Genomic DNA, 17,594 nt, shown 5'->3' with positions numbered 1-17,594 from the left:
TAGCATGCGATCGCCGCTGACCGATGTCAATGGGCCGGGCACCGGGGACGAGCCCTCCACCGTGGCGCCCGACCGGCGACGTGACCGCTGGGCCGGGCATCGGGAGCAGCGCCGGCAGGAGTTCGTCGACGCCGCCGTACGGGCGTTGCTGCGGCACGGGCCCGACGTCGACATGGACCAGGTGGCCGCCACGGCCGGCGTCAGCAAACCGGTCCTCTACCGCTACTTCACCGACAAGTCCCAGCTCTGGCTCGAGGTCAGCGAGGTCGTCGCCGCGCGCACCGTCGACGCCATCGCCCCCGCGATCGCGCAGGTCCGCGAGGAGCGGGGGCTCGTCCGGGCGACGATCGACGCCTACCTGGGGTTGATCGAGGCGGAGCCGGCGCTCTACCAGTTCCTGATGCACCGCTCCGGCCACCCGGGCATCCACCAGGTGATCGCCGGCACGAGCCGGCAGGTGGCCGCCGGGCTGGCCCGGGTCATCGGTGACCGGCTGCGCGCGCTGGGTCTGGACGCGGGGCCGGCCGAGCCGTGGGCGTACGGCCTGGTGGGTTTCGTGCAGGCGGTGGGCGACTGGTGGACGGGCCACGACCGGCCGATCAGCCGCGAGGCCCTCACCGACTACCTGACCGCCCTGCTCTGGAGCGGCATCGAGGGCGTACGGCGCAGCGCCGACCTGCCGCACGAGCTCACCCGGGCGCACGAACGGATCGTCCCGTGAGCTACGACGGGCCGGCGAGCGTCGAGGGGATTCCGGTCCGGGTCCACCTCACCGGGCGGTGGGAGCCGGTCGACGGCCGCTTCCACTGGGGCGGGCGCATCGAGCCCGCGCCCCGGGTGGCCGAGCTGGTCCGCGCCGGGCGGCGGGCCGTGGCACTGCGCATCGCCGAGCGGACGGGCCCGGCGCGCCTCGCCGAGATCGACCCCTGGGGCGGCGTACGCGTCACCGGTGTCGGGCCGCCGCCATGGCCGCCGGTCGACGAGGCGGGCAGCGACCCGGAGGCACGGAGCGGACGGGAGGAGTGAGCAATGCGGGTCAACGTCCGACGCGCCGGCAGCGGCGAGCCGCTCCTGCTCGTGCACGGGATCGGTCACCGCCACCAGGCGTGGGAGCCCGTGTTCGAACGGCTAGCCGCCCACCACGACGTGCTCGCGCTCGACCTGCCCGGGTTCGGGGAATCCCCGGTCCCCGACGGCGGCATGCCCGCCGACATGGCCACCACCATCGCCTCCCTCCTGCCCGTGCTGGCCGGCTGGGGGCTGCGACGGCCGCACGTCGCCGGCTACAGCCTGGGTGGGGCGATAGCGCTGGAACTGGCCGCGGCCGGCGCCGTGGCCTCGGCCACGGCCCTCTCCCCCGCCGGGTTCTTCAGCCCGGCGGAGCGTCGTCGGGCCCTCGCCGTTCTCCGGGCGTTGCGGGCCAACTCGTACCTGCCGGCGCCGCTGCTGCGGGTGGCGCTGCGCTCGGCCCGCGTACGGGCGCTCTGCTTCGCCCCGCTCGTCGCCCGCCCCGCGCTGCTGGACTACGACCGGGCGGTCGGTGACGCGTTGGCGCTGCGTCGGGGGCTCGGCTTCCCCGCCGTCGCCCGCGCCGCCCGCGGCTACCGCTTCGACGGCGCCCGGCTCTCCGACCCGGCCGTGCCGGTGGCGATCGGTTGGGGCGACCGCGACCGCATCTTCGGCGTCCACCAGGCCGAACGGGCCCGGGCCGCGCTGCCGGCGGCCCGGGTCGTGACGCTGCGCGGCTGCGGGCACGTGCCGATGAGCGACGACCCCGACGCGGTGGCGGACCTGATCCTGACGACCACCGGAGCCGTGCGCCGCGCCGTGGTCACGCCCCGAGCGTCAGAGCTGACGGGCCCACCTTCTCCGCGAGCAGCGGCGAGTGCCTCCGGAGGTGACACACCTGCCAGTCGAGGCTCGGCGGCGCACCGTCGCCGCCGCGACCGCCGTAGTGGGCCGCGAGCAGATCCTTCAGCCCCATGAACATCCACGCCCAGAACGCCGGCCGGACCAGCCGCCACTCCGTGTCGGACAGGGCGCGGACCTCGTCGTAGCCGCGCAGGACGTCGTCGTGGTATCCGCGCCAGGACAGCGCGAAGTCGGCCACGTGGTAGCTGTGGTGGGTCGCCTCGAAGTCGAGCACCCCGGTCAGCCGCCCATCCTCGAACAGCAGGTTCCAGGGCGTGAAGTCGCCGTGGATGACGCTGCGGGGGACGTTCGCGGTGGAGTTGTCGGCGAACCACGCCACCGCCGCGTCGCGACCGGCACGCAGCAGCCGGCCCTCGTCCGGCCGGGCCGCCTCGTGGGCGCGGAGCCAGTGGTCGAGCACCGGGTCCGCCACCAGTTCCGGGAGCCCGGCGTACCCCTCGCGCTGGTCCGCGATGCCCGTGGCGGCGGCGGCCGCGTGCAGCTCGGCGAGCAGGCGGCCCCGGGAGCGCGCCTCGGCCGGTCGGTCGGCCTCGGTCGGCCGCACCGTGCGGCCCGGCAGGCGGTGGAACAGCACCCACGCCCCGTCCGGCGTGAGGACGGGCTCCTCGGCCGGCTCCGGCGTCGGCCACCCCTGGGCCCGCAGCGCCGCGGCGACCCGCAGCGGGTAGCGCCAGTCGCGCACGGATCGCGTGGGGAAGTGCTTGACCACGAACGTGCTGCCGCCCCGGGTGGCCTCCCACGTCGCGGTGGCGCGGTCGCCGAGCGTGCGGCCGGGCGTCAGCCGCCATCGCGCGGCGACCGCGGGGTCGAGCGGCCGGGCCGCGGGCGCCGGGTTCCCGCTGGCGCCGGCCGCCGCACGATCGGTCATCTCCCGCACCCCCGTCGGAATCCCGGGACCGCCCGGCCACCTACGAACGAATTGATATCAGTAACTGTACATGTAATGATTAACACAGTTAACAGTTCATCCGCCGTTTCCCGGCCGAGCGCCCGCCACCGATCGAGGCGACGACATCCGCGCCCCACCCGGTGCCCGCCCCGCACGTGAACCGGCGGATTTGTCTCGGATCTGCCGCTTCGCGCGGTGGGAAGGATCATGACATGGCGCGACGATCAGCCGACGCTCCACCCCGCCGCCCCCGTACCCGACTGGCCGCCGCGCTCGCCACCGCCCTGCTCGCCGTACCGGCGGGCCTGGTGGTCGGCACGCCCGCGGCGTCCGCGGCCACGGTGGGCCCCATCAGCGGGTACGGCGGCAAGTGCGTGGACGTGGCCGGCGCGAGTTCGGCCAACGGCACGCCGGTGCAGCTCTACACCTGCAACGGCACGGCCGCGCAACAGTGGACGGTCGCGGACGACGGCACGATCCGGGCGCTCGGGAAGTGCCTCGACGTGGCCGCCGCCGGCACCGCCAACGGCACCCGGGTGCAGATCTACGACTGCAACGGCACCGCCGCGCAGCGGTGGTCCCCCGCCGGAAACCAACTGGTGAGCGCGAACTCGGGCACCTGCCTCGACGCGACCGGCCCGAGCTCCGCCGACGGCACCCCGTTGCAGATCTGGACGTGCACCGGCGCGGCCAACCAGAGCTGGACGCTGCCCGGTGGCGGCACGCCGCCGCCGTCGGGTGACTTCACCCATCCGGGGGTGCTGGTCAGCCGCGGACAGCTCGACTTCGTCAAGGGGCGGGTGCAGGCCGGCGCACAGCCGTGGACGTCGGCGTTCAACCAGATGATGAGCAGCCGGTACGCCTCCCTGTCGCGAACGCCCGCGCCACGCCCCGTCGTCGAGTGCGGCTCCTACTCCAACCCGAACAACGGCTGCACCGACGAGCGCGAGGACGCGATCGCCGCGTACACCGACGCGCTCGCGTGGTACCTCACCGGTGACGCCCGGTACGCGCAGAAGGCGATCCAGATCATGGACGCCTGGTCGGCGACGATCACCTCGCACACCGGGAGCAACGCTCCCCTGCAGACCGGCTGGGCGGGCTCGGTCTGGCCCCGCGCCGCCGAGATCATCAGGTACACGTACAGCAGCTGGCCGAACGTGAACCGGTTCGCCACGATGCTGCGCACCGTCTACCTCCCGGTGGTCCGCAACGGCTCGAACAGCAACGGCAACTGGGAGCTGACCATGATGGAGGCGGCGGTCGGCATCGCGGTATTCCTCGAGGACCGGGCCGCCTACGACGCGGCGGTCACCCGCTTCCTCAACCGCACCCGGGCCTTCGTCTACCTGCCGAGCGACGGCGCCCTGCCGTACACCGTGCCGGGCAGCGGGCTGGACACCCCCAGCGAGATCATCGGCTACTGGCACGACCAGTCCACCTTCGTCGCCGGCCTCGCCCAGGAGACCTGCCGCGACTTCACCCACACCGGGTACGGCATCTCCGCCATCTCGCACGTGGCCGAGACGTCCCGGATCCAGGGCGAGGACCTGTACCCGCAGGTCGGCGAGCGGCTGCGGCACGCGCTCGGCTTCCACTCGCGATACCAGCTCGGCGAGGCGCCGCCGGCCTGGCTGTGCCGGGGCAGCCTGACGCGAGGTCTCGGGCCGATCACCGAGGTCGGCTACAACGCGCTGGCCAACCGGCTGGGCAACGCGATGACCAACACCCAGACCCTCACGGTCCAGCAGCGCCCCGCCGGCACCAACAACCTCTTCGTCGCCTGGGAGACCCTCACCCACGCCGACAACCCCAACTGACCGTCGCCGTCCCGGGTCGCCGCCCCCGAGCACGAGCGGCGACCCGGTCGACGGTGCCGGCGGCGAGCGCGAAGGGTGGCCCGCGCCGGGATCCGCGACGGTCAGCGCGCGCCGGCGTCGAGGCGCGGGAAGGCGCGGCGCACCTCGGCGAGCAGCGCGGGATAGTCCTTCCCGTAGGTGACGACGGCGGCGAACACGGCGTCCAACGCCGCCTGCAGCGGATCCGCCTCGACGGCACCGAGCAGTGCGGGCACGGCCGCGTGCTGCTGGGACACGCGCTCGTGCCGCCCGTCGTACGAGCGCACCGTGGTCATCGGCACTTCGTCGAGCAGCGGCCACACCGTCGCCGGGTCGTCGAACGGCGGGGGCATCGGTCGGCCGTCGCGCATCGCCGCGAGCGCCGGGGCGACCCACGGCAACCGGGCCAGCCCGGCGAGGGCGTACGCCCGCTCGGCCGCCCACCGCGCCACCGCCCGCCGCGTGCGGTCGTCGGCCTCGGCGAGCGCGAACACCAGGTCCAGGTCGACGGCCTCCATGCCCCGCACGTTGCCCGCCACCCGACGCAGCTGCGCGTTGGGTACGCGATCGCCCCACCGCCGGCGGTCGGCGGCCGCCTGCCACTGCGCCCGCTGCCGTTCCCGGGCCAGCCGTTCCCGGCGCTCCTCCTCGGCGAGCTCGGCCGGGGTGGGTGGAGGCGGGAGCGAGCGCGCCCACTGGTGCCAGTAGGCGGCCCGAGCCGTGGACTCCCGCACCACCCGGTCCGCGGCCGGCGAGGACGGCCAGAGCTGCACCAGGTAGCTGTCCCGCGGCGGTTCGCCCTTGCGCGGCGCGCCGCCCCGGCGCTCCGCCGCCATGCCGCGCGCGCAGTAGCGGACCCGGTAGTCGCCGCCGGGCACCTCCAGCGGGTGGAAGGCCCCGCCTCCCCACTCCGCCAGGCCCAGACCGTCGCCGTCGGTCCGGAACGACACCTCGACGACGTCCTCCCACCGGTCGTCCGGCGGCGGCGCGTGGGGGTGCAGCTCGACGGTGAAGCCGACGCGACCGGTGTGCGTGTCGGTCACGAGGAACAGCGTGCCGGGCACGGCCGCCCCACAGAGACCGTTGACCTGCCCCCGGAACGAGGCCGCCATGTCGCCGCCGACGTGCGCCGTGGCGCCCTCGACGTAGATCTGTCCGTAGCTGACGTGCACCTCGTGATCGAGCAGCACCATGGGACGCACCGCTTCTCCATCCGCCCGCCAACGCGAGAGGAAGCATCCCACCCGGCTCCGACACCGCGCCCCCGGCAACGATCCGCAGGGCGGCGGGCGCGGCGAGCGCGGCCCCTGCGGCGAACGCGACCGGTGCGGCGGGTGCGACAGCTGCGGCCTTTGCGGCGGATGCGGCCCGCAGGCCGGGCAGGGGCGCGACGGCGCGGCGGGAGCCGAGCCTGCGGAGCAGGATCGGGCGGCACGGGCGAGAGACGCCCGGATGGGGCCTTTGGCCCCGTCGGCGAATAGCTGCCCGAGCCGGTGCCGGCCCCCGACCGGCGGACTGGGCCCGACGACGTGGCCCGACCCGCGAGGGGCGGTCCGGCCCGCTGGGTCAGGACGGCGAGGTCGGACGGGGGCCTCCGGCGGGTGGTGTGTGCCGCACGGGATGGGGACTGGCCCTTCGCGCGTTGACCAGGTGGTGCCCCGGCACGGACGCCGGGTGCGTCGGTGGCGCTGAGCGCGACCGACACTGGGACACGGTGTGACCCAGTACTCGTAGCGTCGATCTTGATAGCTCGGATGTGGCATCGTGGCGGAGATGGAGCCGCAGGTGGATGCCCGTAAACGCCGCAGGCTGCCCGAACCCGTCCGCGTGGGGCTCCGGGTCCTGCGCGGCTACCGGCCCACCGTGGCGCGCGTACGCGCACTCGTGCGCAGCATGGCGACCTCGTTCGTGGTGCTGAGCACCACACTCTGGCTGCTGCCCGGCGTCAACGCCAGCGGCCTGGTCGCGATGCTGTGGCTCGTCGCCCTCGTGACCGGGGTCGGCGCGGTGCTGCGCCCGCTGCTGCTCGCCCTGGCCACCGCGCTCGGCGGGCTCGGCGCGCTCGCCATCGGGGTCGGCGTGCAGGCGATCGTGATGTACGTCGCGCTGCGGCTCGACCCCGAGGCGCACGTCGCCGGGTTCGCGGTCGCGTTCGTCGCGGCGTGGGTCGCCGTGGCCCTGGCCGCCGTCGTGAACTGGCTCGCCGACGCCGGGACCGACGACAGCTTCGTGAGCGAGACCCTGCGCCTCATGACCCGGGTGCGGCGCTCCGCCGACCGCCGCCAGCGCCCCGCCCCGCGGTGGTGGCGCCGCACCGCGGCGGAGCCACCGGCCGAGACGCCGCCCGCCGACGGGCTGCTCATCATCCAACTCGACGGGGTGGCCGCCCCCCTGGTGCAGTGGGCCGTACGCGCCGGCAACCTCCCCACTATCGGGCGCTGGCTGCGCTCGCGGAGCCACCGGATGACCCGCTGGCACACGGGCCTGCCGGCCACGACGCCCGCCGCGCAGGCCGGCCTGCTCCACGGCGACGCCCGGCACGTGCCGGCCTACCGGTGGTACGAGAAGGCGACCGGCGACAACCCCACCGGCCGCCTCGTGGTGACCAGCCGCCCCCGCGACGCCGCCGACGTCGAGCGGCGCCTGAGCACCGGGGAGGGGCTGCTGCGCGACGGTGGGGTGAGCATCAGCACCGCCTTCTCCGGTGACGCCCCCACCAGCCTGCTCACCGTGAGCCGCGCCGGGCTGCCCGGCCGCTCCACTCCCGGCTACGCGGCGTTCATGACCAGCCCGTACGGCTTCGCCCGGGCGGTCGTGCTCAGCGCCGGACAGGTGCTGCGCGAGCTGCACGAGGCACGGCGGCAGCGGATGCGCGGCGTACAGCCCCGGGGCGAGCGCCGGGGCTCCTACCTCGCGCTGCGCCCGCTGGCCAGCCTGCTCAACGACCTGAACGTCTCACTGATCGCCGAGCAGATGGCGCGCGGCGCGCCGGTCATCTTCTGTGACTTCGTGGACTACGACGAGGTGGCCCACCACGCGGGGCCGGCCCGCCCGGAGGCGATGGCGGCGCTCGAGGCGCTCGACCACACCCTCGGGATCCTGGAGCGGCTGGCGGCCGAGGCGGCGCGGCGCTACCACATCGTGGTGCTGAGCGACCACGGCCAGAGCCAGGGCGCGACGTTCCGGCAGCGGTACGGCGAGTCGCTCGCGCAGGTCGTGGCGCGGCTGACCGCGCCGCCCGCGTCCCCGACACCGGCCGGAGACCGGCCACCGACCGCCGGCGTCGCGTCCAGCGCGGAGGCGGCCGGGCGGGTCGAGGAGTGGGGCCGGGTCAACACCCTGCTCACCGAGGTCGCCGGGCGCGGAGGCGTGACCGCCGCCGCGACCCGCGCCGCCGCCCGGTCCGGGCCGGACGGGGAGGTCAGCCTCGGGCCCGCCGACCGGGAGGAGGCGGCCACCCGCACCGACCCGGAGACGGTGGTCGTCGCCTCCGGCAACCTCGCGATGGTCTACCTCACCCGCCACCCGGGGCGGCTGACCCGGGAACGGATCGACGCCGTGGCTCCCGGACTGGTCGACGGGCTGGCCGCGCATCCCGGCATCGGGCTGGTCGTCGTCGACTCCGCCGCCGGCCCGGTGGCGGTCGGGCCGCGCGGCTCGCACCGCCTGCGCGACGGGCACGTCGAGGGCGACGACCCCCTGACGCCGTACGGCTCCCGTGCCCGTCGGGACCTGCTGCGCCACCAGGAGATGGAGCACGTCGGAGACCTGGTGGTGATCAGCTCCGTGGACCCGAGCCTCGACGAGGTGGCGGCCTTCGAGGAGCTGGTCGGCTGCCACGGCGGGCTGGGCGGCTGGCAGACCGACGCCCTGCTCATCCACCCGACCGGGTGGCCTCAGGAGGGTGAGCTGGTGGGGCCGGAGGCGGTGCACCGGCAGTTGGTGGGGTGGCTGCGCCGGCTCGGCCTGCGCCGGGAGGACGACGGGGGCGACGAGACGTACGGGCGCGCGGCGCACGGTGAGCTCGCCCGTCCCGAACCGGACGAGGTGCCGCTGCCTGTCATGGCCGCACCGGCGGTTGAGCCGGCGCCGTCCGCCGCCGGCTCAGCCAGCTCAAGCCTTGCGTGACCAGGAGGACCAGCACGATCGCGGCGACCACGCTCTGCCACGGCTCGGGGAAGATGGCCCGGCCGACGACGCCGATCGCGGCGTAGAGCACCGACCACGTCAGGCTCGCGGGCGCGTTCGCCACGGCGAACCGCCGCCAGGTCAGACCGGTCACCGCCCCCGCGAGCAGCACGGGCACCCGCCCGCCCGGGATCAGCCGGGACACCAGGAGCAGCGAGACGCGCCCCTCGCGCACCCGCGCCGACATCCGGTCGAACCGCTGCGGCTCCCTCAGCCAGCGCAGCCGCCGGGCGATGCGCTCGCCGCCCCACCCGAGCACGAGGTACGTCGCCAGGTCACCGACGTACGCGCCGAGCGCGCCGGCGGCCACGACGAGGACGACGGTCAACGGGTGCTGGTGCGCGGCGAGGGCAGCGGCGCCGCTGACCGCCGCGCCGGTCGGCACGACGGGGACGACGGAGCCGAACAGCACCACCAGGATCAGCCACGCGAGCGCGCCGAGCGTCGCCGTCATGAGCGCGTGACGGTGCAGGACTCGCCCGGCCGCAGCACGCGTACGCGGGTGCCGGGCGACACCGCCTCGGCCTGGCGGGCGAACTCGTCCCCGGGCGGTAGGAACCGGTCCGGCCGGATCCGGTCGCAGCCGACCGGCCAGAACGTGCCGTAGTGGATGGGCACCGCCCAGTCCGCCGCCGCCCGCCGGACCGCCTCGGCGGCGCCGGAGGGATCGAGGTGACCATGGCCGAGGGTGGGTCCCCAACCGCCGACGGGGATCAACGCGAGGTCGAGCGGACCGAGCTTGCCCATCTCGTCGAAGAGGCCCGTGTCGCCGGCGAACCAGGTGCGTGCCCGCCCCTGCACCAGGTAGCCGACGGCGGGCGCGCGGTGGCGGGACCACGGGCCGCGACTGGCGTCGTGGGCGGCGGGCACCGCGGTCACGTTGACCTCGCCGATCGTGGTGGTCTCGCCGACGGCCAGCTCCACGCAGGGGCCGGCCGCCGCGCCCACCGCCCGGCGGACCAGCCGCGCCGCGCCCGGCGGCACCACGAGCGTGGGCTGCCCGGGCAGTCGGCGCAGCGAGGCGAAGTCGAGGTGGTCGGCGTGCAGGTGCGACACGAGCACGGCGTCCGGCGCCCCCGCCAGTCGCGGGGTGGGCCCGCGGCGACGGCGCAGGTGCGCGAGCCGGTCGCGCAGCAGTGGGTCGGTGAGCAGGGTGGTGCCGGAGTCCTCGATCCACACCGTGCTGTGCCCGTGCCAGGTCAGCCGCACGACCGGGTCACCCGTGCACGTCTCGGTCACGCCTGCCACCGTATCCGACCTGCCGGATCGGCCCGAGGCGGGCGTGGTGTCCCGGCGCCGTCGGCGCGGCGGCGTCAGCCGACCCGGTCGAGTGCCCTGCGGCCACCGCGCGGGCGCGCGTACTCCTGGGCCCGGTAGCCGTCTTCGGCGAGCATCCGGCGGGCGGCGTCCAGCCCGGTCAGCGCCGCGCCGTACGCGGTGACCTCCCGCTGGAAGTGCTCGACCTTGGCGTACCAGAACTTCAGCTCCGGGTTCATCGACTTCGCGTTGATGTAGTTGACGATGTCCGTGTCGGGCGTGATGCCCCGTCGGGCGTAGCAGCGGTCGAAGCGGGCCTTCGTCCGCTCGTACTTCTCGGTCATCGCGGTGAGGCCGGCCTCGGCCTCCAGCAGCCGGGCGCGCAGGTACTGCACGTAGGTGCGGGGCACCGACGGGGCGGAGCGCGCCGGACGGGGCGCGGGCAGGGTGGGCATGGCGATCACCCGGCCCGGCGGACGACACGTCCGCGCCCCGCGCGGGCGGCGGTGCGGGACCGCGGCCGACGAACGGATCCGATGTGGGACGGCATCATGTGGCCACCTCCGTGAGCGGTGAATTCGCGCCGCACCGCTCCCCCCTGCGGGTCGGGCGGCACGCCCCCGCGCACCGGCGGTCGCCGGCGCACCGGCCGGCCGGGCCGTCGTGCGGTCGGGGCTGCGCCGCCCCGGCCCCGCTGCGATGCACTCCGGTGTGTACCCGCACTGACGTCGGGCTATGCGTGCGGAGCGCGTCGCGTCCCCGCCGGTGGCGGGCGCCGCACTACGGTCGGGCGGGCCGCTCGGAGAGCGCGACGCGGGTCAGCCCACCAGGCGGCGCTCCCAGGCCCAGGCGGCGATCTCCACCCGGTTCCGGGCCCCGAGCTTCATCTGCACGCTGGCCAGGTGCGTCTTGACGGTCCCCACGGCGATGAACAGTGCCGCGGCGATCTCGGCGTTGGTGAGGCCGCGCGCGGCGAGGCGCACCACCTCCAGCTCACGCGGGGAGAGCCCGCCGTCGTCGCCGACGGGGGCGGGCGGGCTGAGGTGCTCCAGCAGCCGTACGGTGACCGACGGGCTGATCAGCGCGTCCCCGGAGACCGCGGCACGGACCGCCTCGACCAGCAGGGCGGGGCCGGAGTCCTTGAGCAGGAAGCCGCAGGCGCCGTTGCGCAGCGCGGAGTGCACGTACTCGTCGAGGTCGAAGGTGGTCACCACGACGACCCGCAGCGGCGCGGCGACGCCCGGCCCGGCCAGCAGCCGCAGCGCCTCGAGCCCGTCGAGTCGGGGCATGCGGATGTCCAGCAGCACCACGTCCGGACGCAGGCGCCGGGCCAGCTCCACGGCCGCGACCCCGTCGGCGGCCTCCCCGAGCACCTCCATGTCCGGCTGCGCCCCGATGATCATGCCGAAGCCCGTACGGACCATGGCCTGGTCGTCGGCGATCAGCACGCGGATCATCCGGCCGTCCCCGCACGCAGCGGCAGCGCCGCGTCGAGCACCCAGCCACGGCCGATACCGGGCCCGGCGGTGACCGTGCCGCCGAGGGCACGGACGCGTTCGGCGAGGCCGATCAGGCCGAAGCCGTGCCCCCGGGCCGGCGGCGTGCGCGGGGCCGCGCCGTCGTCGGCGACCCGGACGAGCAGCCAGTCCGGGGTACGGCGGACGAACACGTCCACGGACCGAGCGTCGGGGGCGTGCTGGCGGGTGTTCGTGAGCCCCTCCATCACCACGCGGTAGGCCGAGGTCGACACCTCCACCGGCAGCCCGTCCAGGGCGCCGTCGACGTGCAGCCGGGCCGGCGCGCTCGCCGTGCCGTTGAAGCCCTCCAGCAACGGCGCGAGGTCGGCCACACCGGCCAGCGGGGCCAGCGGGGCGTCCGGGGGCGCGTCCGGGTCGCGCAGGATGCCGACCATCCGGCGCATCGAGGTCATCGTCTCGGCGCCGGCCCGCTCGATCTGCTCCAGGGCGGCGATCACGCGCCGCGGGTCCTGCTCGGCGACGAACCGGGCGCCCTGCGCCTGCACCACGATGCCGGTCACGTGGTGCGCGATGAAGTCGTGCAGGTCCCGGGCGAACTCGGCGCGCTGCTCGGCCCGCACGAGGGCGATCGCCCGGTCCCGCCCGGTCGCGACGGCGCGCAGGTATACGCCGCCCGCGGCGGCGCCGACCGCCGCGAGGGCCTGCACGAGCGCGAAGATCACGTACACGCTGTCGATGCCCGTGCGCAGCGGCAGCGCGGCGGCCGCGAGGCCCGCGACCGCCGCGGCCCAGGGCGCGAGACGAGGTGCGCCCCAGCGGGCGACCACGAAGACGGCGGCCAGCAGTCCCGCGGACTCGGCCAGGCCCCAGCTGCCGCCGATCAGGTAGGCGCCGGCGGCGTTGAGGGCGGCCATCCCGGTGCTGACGGCGAGCGAGGCGGCACCGACCAGGAGCGCCAGCACCGGCGCGTGGCGGGAGCCGGGACGGTGCACCGGCAGCCAGACCAGCACGGTCGCGATCGCCAGCCCGACCCGCACCACGGTGAGCAGGGCGGCGCCCGTGCTCAGGCCGCGAAAGTTGCCGAACCGGAGGTCGAAGAGGCCCAGGAGGGCCATCACCGTCAGGCCGGCGAGCTGACCGAGGCGTATCCACCAGATCCGGGGTCCGGGCGCGTTCATCGTGACCCAGCGTAGCCAGGCGGCCGGCAGCGGCAGATCGGCCGAAAGACAGACCCGGTGGCCCCCGGGCCGGTCCCCGGACCGATGCGTGGGCCGCCGCGACGGCGGGAGGCTCGGCGGGTCACAGTCCCGGTCACTGGAGGATCGATGAAGACGCACGCCCCGCCGGAAACGAGCCAGGCCGCCGTGGCCGCGGTCGACCTGGTGAAGGTGTACGGCAGCGGCGACACCGCGGTACGGGCCCTCGACGGCGTCTCGGTCCGCTTCGACCGCGCCGGGTTCACCGCGATCATGGGACCGTCCGGGTCCGGCAAGTCGACGCTCATGCACTGCCTCGCCGGCCTGGACACGGCCACCTCGGGCCGGGTCCTGCTCGGCGGCACCGACCTCACCGGCCGGTCCGACCGGGTGCTGACCCGGGTGCGTCGCGAGCGCGTCGGCTTCGTGTTCCAGTCGTTCAACCTGCTCCCGCAGCTCACCGCCGCGCAGAACATCACGCTGCCGCTGGACCTGGCGGGCCGGCGGCCGGACCCGGACCTGCTCGCGCACCTCGTCGGTGTGCTGGGCCTCGGCGACCGGCTGGATCACCGGCCCAGCGAGCTCTCCGGCGGCCAGCAGCAACGGGTGGCGCTGGCCCGGGCGCTGGTGTCGCGCCCCGAGGTGGTCTTCGCCGACGAACCGACCGGCAACCTCGACTCGCGCTCGGGGGCGGAGGTGCTCGGCGTCCTGCGCGACTCGGTCCGGGATCTCGGGCAGACGGTCGTCATGGTCACCCACGACCCGATCGCCGCGGCGTACGCCGACCGCGTGGTGCTGCTCGCCGACGGACGGATCGCCGGTGGGATCGACGAACCGGACCAGGTGTCGGTGACCGACGCGCTGCGCGACCTGGCGGCCGGCGCGTGAGGGCCACGGTGCTGCGGACCCAGGTGAGCGGGGCCGCGCGACGCCCGGGCCGGCTGGTCCTGACCGGGCTGGCCGTCCTGGTCGCGTCGTTCGTGGTGTACGGGACCGTGCTGACGCAGCAGATCACCGAACGGACCGCCCGGGACAACCTGAGCGGCACACCGGTGGCCACCGACCTGGTGGTCAGCGGCGGTTCGGAGGAGCCGTTCCCGGACCTGGCGACGCTGCGACGCGTCCGGTCGCTGCCGGGTGTGGCCGAGGCCGTGGGGCGGCTGGAGGTCGGGGTGAGCGTCGGCGAGGCGTACGTCAACCTGCGCACCGACCCCGGGGTCGGCCCGCTGTCCACGGTCCGGCTGGTCGACGGGACGTACCCGGACGGCCCGGGCGAGATCGCGGTCACCCGGCGCACGGCCGAACGCCTCGGTCTGTCGGTGGGCACGGTGACCTCCGGCACCGGCGGGGAGCTGACGGCACCCGCCCCGATCACCGTGACGGGTCTCGTGCAGACCGACGACGACGCCGGCTTCGACGCGTACGCCCCGGACGCGGCCGTGACGGCGTGGGGCCGGGTGGCCACCGTGAACCGGATCGACGTGCGGGTGGCCCCGGGCGAGTCGGCGGAGGCGGTCCGTGGGCGGCTGGCCGCCGCGATCCCCGGTGACCTGCCGATCCACGCTGGCGCGGACGTCCGGCAGGCGGAGGCCGACGACGCGGCCGACCAGGTCGGGCAACTCTTCGCGCTGGTCGCCATGTTCGTGGCGATCGCCGTGGCCGCCGCGGCGCTGGTCGTCACCTCGACGTTCCGCATCGTCTTCGCGCAGCGCATGCGGCAGCTCGCGCTGCTGCGGGCGGTCGGCGCGGACCGCAGCGCCCTGGTCGGGGCGCTGACCGCCGAGGGCGCGCTCACCGGTCTGGTCGCCGGCGTCGCCGGGGTGGCGGCCGCCCTCGCGACGGGCCACGCCGTACCGGCGGTGCTGCGCGCCGGGGGGCTCGCCGTGTCGTCTCCGGGCGTGCCAGGGGCGGCGGCGGTGGCGGTGGTGACCGGCGCCGTCCTGCTCACCGTGCTGGCGGTGCTGGCGCCGGCGTTCTCCGCCGCCCGGGTCTCCCCGCTGGAGGCGCTATGCGCGGCGAGCACCACCGCCGGGCGGCGCGACATCGGCCTGGCACGGCTGCTGTGCGGGCTGCTGCTCACCGCGGTCGCGGTAGCGGCGGGCGCCGTCACGGTCACCCGGTTGCCGGCACCTGACCAGGAGTTCTACGACCCCATGCCGGCGCTGCTCGCGCTCGTCGGGTCCGGCGCGGCGGCGTTCTTCGCGCTGGTGGCGCTCGGGCCGCTGCTGCTACGCCCGGTGCTCGCCGTGGTGGGGTGGCCGCTGCGCCAGCTCGGGCCGCTCGGGCGGCTGGCCGTCGGGGGGATCGGCGGCGCGCCCCGCCGGGCGGCGGCCGTCTCCGTGGTGGTCGCGCTCGGCGTGACCCTGATCGCCGGGGTGTTCGTCGGCAGCGGGTCGTTGCGGCTGCTCGCCGACCGTGAACTGGCGCTCTCCGCGCCGGCCGACTTCGAGGTCTCCGACAGCACCGGGGAGGCGCTGCCGGCCGACGTCGTGCGGCGGGTCGAGGGGGCACACGGCGCGCTGGCGCGGGTGGTGCCGTACCGGCGGGTGACCGATGTGGGGCTGAGGCGGGGGGCCGACCGGCTCGGTACGGCGGACCCCGGCTACCCGACCACCGACCTCGACGTGTCGGCGCTGCCGACCACGACCGCCCTGGACGTCTCGCAGGGCAGCCTCGCCGACCGCGGGCCGGGACGCATCGTGCTCGGTGGCTGGGCGGCCCGGGACGCCGGTCTGGGCGTCGGGGACAGCGTGGCGCTGGCCCGCGCCGGGCGGACCGCCGAGGTGCGGGTGGTCGCGGTCCTGCCCGACCACGGTCCGCTGCACGCGGCCGTCCTCGCCGATCCCGCCGACCTCGACCGGATCGGCGTGCCGGCGGCGTACACGGGCCTGCTGGCCGACGCGGCCCGGCCCGGCGAGGACGGCCGCACGGCGGGCGTGCGGGCGCTGCGGCAGGCCGTCGCGGGCAGCGAGGGGGTCGGCCTCGCGGTGCTCGCGGACGAGCGGGACCGCAACGACGAGGTGCTGGACAGCCTGCTCGGGATCGCCGTCGGGCTGGTGAGCCTGACGGTGCTGATCGCGATGGTGGGCGTGGGTTCCACGACCGCGCTCTCCGTGGTGGAGCGGGCACGCGAGTCCGGGCTGCTGCGCGCCATCGGCCTGTCCCGGGCCGGCCTGCGCACGACCCTGACCGCCGAGTCCGGCCTGTACGGGCTGATCGGGGCGGCCCTCGGCCTGCTGGTGGGCGTGCCGTACGCCTGGCTGGCGGTCGGGGCCCTCGGGATCAAGGCTCCCCTGGTCCTGCCGGTGCTGCCGCTGCTCGGGTTGTTCGCGGCGCTGGTCGTGCTGACCGCGCTGGCCGGGGTGCTCCCGGCGCGACGGGCCTCGCGGGTGAGCCCGGTGGCGGCGTTGGGGACGGACGGCTGACCGCCGCCCGGTCCGGCGGTTCCGTGAGGGGTCGCCGGGCCGGGCCGCGGCGGGTGGTCCGGCGGCCTTCCCGTGCTACTTCCTCCATTCGCCCCGTGTCCCGCGAACGGCCGATTACCGTACGTAAGCGTGACCACCATTCGGGTTACCTCCGTGATGTTCGGTGTCGCCCTGCTGGCCGTGCCCGCTGTCCTGGACGCGCCGCCGGCCCGGGCGGCGGCTCCACACGTGCGCTGCCCGGCCGTGAAGCCGCCGGCGCCGCCGCCCGCGCTGCCGTCCCCGCCGCCGGTCGCTCCCGCCGACCGGGCCCTCGGGGGTGAGTCGCTGGCGACGGCGGGGCTGGCGGTCCCGGCGGGCACGGCGAAGGCGCCGGCGGTGACCGCCACGTCGTGGCTCGTGGCCGACCTCGGCACCGGCGAGGTCCTGGGCGGGTGCGGGCCCCACGAGCACCGGACGCCGGCCAGCGTGCAGAAGCTGCTGCTGGCCGCGGCCCTGATGCCCCGTCTCGACCCGGCGCAGGTGGTCGAGGTGACGCGGGCGGACCTGCGCGACCTCGATCCGGAGAGCTCGCTGATGGGGGTGCGGCCGGGCGGCCGGTACTCGGTGGAGAGCCTGTGGCTCGGGCTGCTGCTGCGGTCGGGCAACGACGCGGCGAACGTGCTGGCCCGGGTCGGCGGCGGCAACGCCGGACGGCAGGGCGGGGTGGACGCGATGAACGAGGAGGCCCGCCGGCTGGGCGCCCGGCAGACCCACGCGGCGACGCCCTCGGGCCTCGACGGCCCCGGCCAGTACACCAGCGCGTACGACCTCGCGCTCATCGCGCGCGCCACCTTCGCCCGCGACGACTTCCGGCGCTACGTGGGCGCCACGACGGCGCGGATACCGGAGCAGCGGGGCAACACGGTCTTCGAGATCACGCACGACCAGACGCTGCTCGGCCACTACCCCGGCACGATCGGCGGGAAGACGGGCTTCACCGACCTGGCGCGGCAGACGTACGTCGGGGTGGCCGAGCGCGGCGGCCGGCGGCTGGTGGTGACCCTGCTCGGCGCGGAGACCGCGCCGCTGGGGAGCCTGGGCGAGGCGGCGGCCCTGCTCGACTGGGGCTTCGCGCTCCCGCGCGGCGCGTCCGTCGGGCACCTCGTGGCCCCGCAGGAGAAGACGTACGACCAGCCGGTGGTCCCGGTCAGGGGCGAGCACGCCGAACGATCCGGCAACTCCCTGCGGTCGCTGGCTCCCGGGCTCGGCCTCGGCGCCGCGCTCGTGCTGGCCGTCGCCCTCGCCGTGCCGTGGCGTCGCCGCGGCGCCCGGCGCAGAGCCGACGGGCGGTAGGCGCGCTCCCCGGCGGCGCCGGACGGCGGCGACCAATGGCCCGCGCGCGGCACCGGCGG

14 protein-coding genes and 1 pseudogene are annotated in these 17,594 nt (G+C 75.9%); 8 read left to right on the top strand and 7 right to left on the bottom strand.

What is annotated here, in order from left to right; all coding sequences use genetic code 11:
• Positions 1 to 4 precede the first annotated feature (4 nt).
• From SM573_RS18375 to SM573_RS18365, 3 genes and pseudogenes are all read left to right on the top strand, one after another.
• Positions 5 to 721 carry a TetR family transcriptional regulator gene (locus SM573_RS18375; RefSeq protein ID WP_474609745.1) on the top strand — a complete coding sequence of 239 codons (717 nt, stop codon included), beginning with the start codon at positions 5 to 7 and terminating at the stop codon, positions 719 to 721.
• Positions 718 to 1,026, top strand: a complete 309-nt coding sequence (locus SM573_RS18370) for a DUF4873 domain-containing protein (protein WP_474609746.1) — start codon at positions 718 to 720, stop codon at positions 1,024 to 1,026. The genes SM573_RS18375 and SM573_RS18370 overlap by 4 nt, the downstream gene beginning before the upstream one ends.
• Positions 1,027 to 1,029: 3 nt before the next feature.
• Positions 1,030 to 1,779: pseudogene (locus tag SM573_RS18365) on the top strand (alpha/beta fold hydrolase); the annotation flags it as partial.
• Positions 1,780 to 1,831: 52 nt separating this feature from the next.
• Here the strand turns inward: SM573_RS18365 and SM573_RS18360 are convergent.
• The gene (locus tag SM573_RS18360) at positions 1,832 to 2,800 is read right to left on the bottom strand and encodes a phosphotransferase enzyme family protein (protein WP_474616676.1); all 969 of its coding nucleotides are present in this window, start codon (positions 2,798 to 2,800) and stop codon (positions 1,832 to 1,834) included.
• 233 nt (positions 2,801 to 3,033) lie between these two features.
• Between SM573_RS18360 and SM573_RS18355 the strand changes: the two genes are divergently transcribed.
• On the top strand, positions 3,034 to 4,641 hold the full coding sequence (locus SM573_RS18355) for a ricin-type beta-trefoil lectin domain protein (RefSeq protein ID WP_474616675.1): 1,608 nt from the start codon (positions 3,034 to 3,036) through the stop codon (positions 4,639 to 4,641).
• A gap of 101 nt (positions 4,642 to 4,742) precedes the next feature.
• On the opposite strand, the gene SM573_RS18350 is transcribed toward SM573_RS18355, so the two are convergent.
• Complete coding sequence (locus tag SM573_RS18350) at positions 4,743 to 5,861, bottom strand: hypothetical protein (protein ID WP_474609749.1); 1,119 nt, start codon at positions 5,859 to 5,861, stop codon at positions 4,743 to 4,745.
• 571 nt (positions 5,862 to 6,432) lie between these two features.
• Between SM573_RS18350 and SM573_RS18345 the strand changes: the two genes are divergently transcribed.
• Positions 6,433 to 8,787, top strand: coding sequence for an alkaline phosphatase family protein (locus SM573_RS18345; RefSeq protein WP_474616674.1), 2,355 nt, complete (start codon positions 6,433 to 6,435; stop codon positions 8,785 to 8,787).
• Here SM573_RS18345 and SM573_RS18340 read toward each other — a convergent pair.
• From SM573_RS18340 to SM573_RS18320, 5 genes are all read right to left on the bottom strand, one after another.
• Entirely contained in the window at positions 8,720 to 9,301 is a 582-nt protein-coding gene (locus SM573_RS18340) for a DedA family protein (RefSeq protein ID WP_474609751.1), read from the bottom strand. The two genes, SM573_RS18345 and SM573_RS18340, sit on opposite strands and share 68 nt — an antisense overlap.
• Positions 9,298 to 10,086 (bottom strand): MBL fold metallo-hydrolase, encoded by a 789-nt coding sequence (locus SM573_RS18335; protein WP_474616673.1) that lies wholly within the window; start codon positions 10,084 to 10,086, stop codon positions 9,298 to 9,300. Before SM573_RS18335 ends, SM573_RS18340 begins: the two co-directional genes overlap by 4 nt.
• A gap of 74 nt (positions 10,087 to 10,160) precedes the next feature.
• Entirely contained in the window at positions 10,161 to 10,559 is a 399-nt protein-coding gene (locus SM573_RS18330) for a hypothetical protein (protein WP_474616672.1), read from the bottom strand.
• A 363-nt stretch (positions 10,560 to 10,922) separates the two neighbouring features.
• The gene (locus SM573_RS18325; protein ID WP_474609754.1) at positions 10,923 to 11,561 is read right to left on the bottom strand and encodes a response regulator; all 639 of its coding nucleotides are present in this window, start codon (positions 11,559 to 11,561) and stop codon (positions 10,923 to 10,925) included.
• Positions 11,558 to 12,760, bottom strand: a complete 1,203-nt coding sequence (locus SM573_RS18320; RefSeq protein ID WP_474609755.1) for a sensor histidine kinase — start codon at positions 12,758 to 12,760, stop codon at positions 11,558 to 11,560. Before SM573_RS18320 ends, SM573_RS18325 begins: the two co-directional genes overlap by 4 nt.
• A gap of 147 nt (positions 12,761 to 12,907) precedes the next feature.
• On the opposite strand from SM573_RS18320, the gene SM573_RS18315 reads away from it, so the two are divergent.
• The 3 genes from SM573_RS18315 to SM573_RS18305 all read left to right on the top strand — a co-directional run bounded on the left by SM573_RS18315 (position 12,908) and on the right by SM573_RS18305 (position 17,535).
• Positions 12,908 to 13,666: an ABC transporter ATP-binding protein gene (locus SM573_RS18315; RefSeq protein WP_474609756.1), complete on the top strand. Its 759-nt coding sequence runs from the start codon at positions 12,908 to 12,910 to the stop codon at positions 13,664 to 13,666.
• Between the two features lie 23 nt (positions 13,667 to 13,689).
• Positions 13,690 to 16,203 carry an FtsX-like permease family protein gene (locus SM573_RS18310; RefSeq protein WP_474616671.1) on the top strand — a complete coding sequence of 838 codons (2,514 nt, stop codon included), beginning with the start codon at positions 13,690 to 13,692 and terminating at the stop codon, positions 16,201 to 16,203.
• A 138-nt stretch (positions 16,204 to 16,341) separates the two neighbouring features.
• Entirely contained in the window at positions 16,342 to 17,535 is a 1,194-nt protein-coding gene (locus tag SM573_RS18305; protein WP_474610256.1) for a D-alanyl-D-alanine carboxypeptidase family protein, read from the top strand.
• The last annotated feature ends 59 nt before the right edge of the window (positions 17,536 to 17,594 follow it).

This window comes from Micromonospora xinjiangensis, from assembly GCF_056150165.1.
This window is presented reverse-complemented; position numbering and strand designations above follow the sequence as displayed.

Excerpts from the sequence above, each read along its gene's own strand:
- SM573_RS18375 (WP_474609745.1), top strand. The coding sequence starts at position 5 with ATGCGATCGCCGCTGACCGATGTCAATGGGCCGGGCACCGGGGACGAG.
- SM573_RS18315 (WP_474609756.1), top strand. The coding sequence starts at position 12,908 with ATGAAGACGCACGCCCCGCCGGAAACGAGCCAGGCCGCCGTGGCCGCG.
- SM573_RS18360 (WP_474616676.1), bottom strand. The coding sequence starts at position 2,800 with ATGACCGATCGTGCGGCGGCCGGCGCCAGCGGGAACCCGGCGCCCGCG.
- SM573_RS18325 (WP_474609754.1), bottom strand. The coding sequence starts at position 11,561 with ATGATCCGCGTGCTGATCGCCGACGACCAGGCCATGGTCCGTACGGGC.
- SM573_RS18345 (WP_474616674.1), top strand. The coding sequence starts at position 6,433 with ATGGAGCCGCAGGTGGATGCCCGTAAACGCCGCAGGCTGCCCGAACCC.
- SM573_RS18340 (WP_474609751.1), bottom strand. The coding sequence starts at position 9,301 with ATGACGGCGACGCTCGGCGCGCTCGCGTGGCTGATCCTGGTGGTGCTG.
- SM573_RS18320 (WP_474609755.1), bottom strand. The coding sequence starts at position 12,760 with ATGAACGCGCCCGGACCCCGGATCTGGTGGATACGCCTCGGTCAGCTC.
- SM573_RS18330 (WP_474616672.1), bottom strand. The coding sequence starts at position 10,559 with ATGCCCACCCTGCCCGCGCCCCGTCCGGCGCGCTCCGCCCCGTCGGTG.
- SM573_RS18355 (WP_474616675.1), top strand. The coding sequence starts at position 3,034 with ATGGCGCGACGATCAGCCGACGCTCCACCCCGCCGCCCCCGTACCCGA.